Here is a 3,312-nt window from a genome sequence, read left to right on the forward strand (position 1 = left end):
AAGGCCTTTTTGCAGGGAAAATCATTTCACCTTCAAGTCTGGCATTGATGATGGAAATGAAAGATAATTTTGGCAGAGGGATGTTTACCATTCCCTTTTATGACAAAGTATCATTTGGCCACACAGGAGGTATAGATGAATTCAAGTCCATGTTAAGTTACTTTCAGGAAGATAAACTTGCTTTTGCCATGGCGGTCAACGGATCAAGTTATGACCCCAACCAAGCCGCCATTGCGACCTTGAGCGCTTACTTTGGAAGGGAGTATGCGATCCCCACTTTCGCTGCCAATACCCTTAGCACTGAAGATCTTGACCCCTATCTCGGTGTGTATGGAAGCGCCACTTTCCCATTGGAAGTTACCATTACCAAAGAAAATACCACACTGATCGGACAGGCCACAGGCCAACCCAAATTCGCTTTGGAGTTTAAAGAGGAACATGTCTTCATATTTACTCCGGCCGGACTTACTTTGGAATTCAATCCCGAATCCAAGGAAATGACTCTGAAGCAGGGAGGCGGCAATTTTGTTCTGAGCAAAAAATAAAAAATTAAATGTTTGACGGTTTGCTATTTGAAAGGAGGCTTTACTAAAAGCCTCTTTTTATTTTAAGATGTAAGTAAGGCCAATATTCAGGACGAGATTTCCCCTGTCAAGTCCGGGAACAAAGTAAAAATCAGGGTCATTTTCCAGATACCATTTATAATTCCAAGTATTGACATATTGAAAATTGCCATGCGCCAAGAGATTTCCAAATCTCCACTCTGTGACAAGGGAAGGTACCAAGTCCACGTATTTGCTGCGCCAATCCTTGGAAGCCTCAAACCTGAAATTGTAAAAGTCATTGTTGTACACGATCCGCTCCATATGGAAAGCGATCTTGCTAAAGTCTCTCACCCATCCCACTTCAACCCAATTGACATTGGCAGCAGGCCCATAGCCAATCCCCAAGACCTGTCCCTGATGGGTATAACCATGCCTGACGTGGTTATGGATGTACCATGTATCCAGATTTCGGATGCTTTCCCTGATCGTCTGACCTGATTGGGTCATCTCAGCACTTATCTGGATGAATTGGTCTTCCTTTTTCAAAGGCACCAAAGTTGAAAAACCAAGCGTAAAGGCCCTGTTTCTCTCCGGAGTAATGAGAAAATCAGCCGTCCTGATGCTGTTGCCATTGGTTCCGTATTCCCCATAAAATTCAAAATGTCCTTCAGCACTCAGCCACCTGAAAAAACCTGAACTGAACTGCTGTCTGCGGTCTCTTGCTGCATTATGGACTTCATAGAAACCTTTCTCCCCATTGAATACAGGAAGGTAATCGGCAAAAACTTCCATATCGGCACGGTACATATGGTTGACAGAACCATAGCCAATCGAAAATCCAGGTAACCACTTGGGCTGATATGTCAAAATCAAGCCGGAGATATACCTGTCACCATTTTCCCTTTTTGGAATAAGAACAGGGTTTTGTTGGAAAACATAATCAGGGTGAGGAGAAGGATAGTTGGTGCTTTTTAAAAACCCCGAAATCAACTGCCCTTCAAAGTGTCCGATTTTGGTTTCTATCGGCTTTTGGGTGTTGAGGGTAAAATGCAAAAAACCCGGCGCATTATTACTCATCAATAGTGAGCTCCTTTTTCCCGGGCCCCACCATAGGTTTTCGGTCGATATCCCAAGAGACATGCCTTTATGATTGAACCTAAAGCTCGACTGTCCCGCGAGGATTCTGTTGTATTGGGCGGTTCCAAACCGCTCCGGCATGTCGATCCTGTTCATGTACTCATAGTAATACAGAATCGTGGATTGGTGCTCGATAGGGAATCCCAGGTAATCTTTGTTTTGGGCAACCAATATTTCCGGCTGTAGCTGCAGACTGAATTTCCCATATTCCAGATAGGCCCCGGCACTCAACACATTTTGAATTCCCCTGTTTGGAATCATCGCACCGTCATTGATTCCAAAAGCATAATTGGAGGTGTATTGAAACCTGTTGGTGACAGGCATGACAAGGAATTTTAGCCGCTCTTTTTCTCCCAAAAAGCCATGGTTTGCGGATGTTTCAAAATCTATAAAAGTACTGTCAAGGTCAAAACCCACTTCACGGTCAAAAGCATGGACTGGAAGGATGGGCCTGATCAAAAAACTGCTTGTCTCACTTAACTTCCCCACAAGCTGCATCCTGCGCATATATTCTTCCAATACCGGCGTACCCACAGGAACTGTCTGCGAAAATCCAATTTCTTGGAAAAACAGGAGAACCAAAATACCTAAAATAACTCCTGAAAATGATGGTATGGCGCTTTTCATCCTATCACATCACAAATAAAGTGGATACTTCGATTTTGCCCACCGACCAACTTTCGTCACACTTGGGATTTGGGCTGTTGGTCTGAAGCAACTGATCTCCCAAAGTAATTTTCACATTTTGGGAAGAGTGCTTTACCAATTGGGTGATACTATAGACCGTGGTATTGTTTGGAATTCCTGCCAAATGGCAAAGTCCGGGAAGGTTGGTCCTTATCGCCCCGGTTTTAGGAAAATTCTGTCTGAAATAATTAGCGGGATAAGACTGTCTGATACAAAATGTCGATTCACATGGTGAATTGGAAAACGTAGTCCTCATGACTTCTTCTCCCTCCACATTCATGTACCAATAATCCGGACCTCCTATCCCATTGTCAGGATTACCATCCCAAGAGTCATGAATCCAAAGTTCGACGGTTACCTTGACGATATTGTGTGTAGGCAGGGAAGACAAATTCAGTGTAACCTCCTCATTGAAATAATTGCCGAGAAGGGTGTCATTTTGAAAAACAAGTAACCTGCCATTTTCGATATTGCTGAGGTCTTGATTGGAAAAATCATTGGAATAAACCAGGTCATTGCCCTCACAATCACAGACCGTATCCTGCTGACAGGAACCAAGCCCAAGAGATATTATCAAAAGCGTGAAAAAAAGGGGAAAAGACAGGTTAATCTTGGGAAGCATACAATTGAAGAGTATTTTTTGCAAAACCACTTGAAAGTGGAACCGACAGGTGACAATCAGATTACAAATAAATGAATTTTTGATGGAATAAGAACCTTTTGACCTGCAATTTGCCTGATCATACCATAAAAAATAAAGACGAAATTACTTCCCAAAGGTCCTTTTAGAAGTGAATCAAGACCGTAGGAATTGCCTCTGTCAAAGTAGAAGATTTCAGTTTGTGTATTGATAAAATGAAATATCCTCAGGGGAATTGGGCCACAAATAAGTCCATTGGACGGATTGGATATGTAGGATATTAGTTATATGTTTAGATAATGA

2 protein-coding genes and 1 pseudogene are annotated in these 3,312 nt (G+C 42.6%); 1 reads left to right on the forward strand and 2 read right to left on the reverse strand.

All coding sequences use genetic code 11. The annotated features are described in order from the left end of the window. A pseudogene (locus tag ACZFYI_RS17885) lies at window positions 1-545 on the forward strand (D-alanyl-D-alanine carboxypeptidase); the annotation flags it as partial. Between the two features lie 57 nt (window positions 546-602). Here ACZFYI_RS17885 and ACZFYI_RS17890 read toward each other — a convergent pair. Both ACZFYI_RS17890 and ACZFYI_RS17895 read right to left on the reverse strand, forming a co-directional pair. Further along, window positions 603-2,309 carry a capsule assembly Wzi family protein gene (locus tag ACZFYI_RS17890; RefSeq protein ID WP_462525487.1) on the reverse strand — a complete coding sequence of 569 codons (1,707 nt, stop codon included), beginning with the start codon at window positions 2,307-2,309 and terminating at the stop codon, window positions 603-605. 4 nt (window positions 2,310-2,313) lie between these two features. After that, window positions 2,314-2,991 carry a hypothetical protein gene (locus tag ACZFYI_RS17895; protein WP_462525488.1) on the reverse strand — a complete coding sequence of 226 codons (678 nt, stop codon included), beginning with the start codon at window positions 2,989-2,991 and terminating at the stop codon, window positions 2,314-2,316. Between the last annotated feature and the right edge of the window lie 321 nt (window positions 2,992-3,312).

Source organism: Aquiflexum sp. (genome assembly GCF_977115555.1).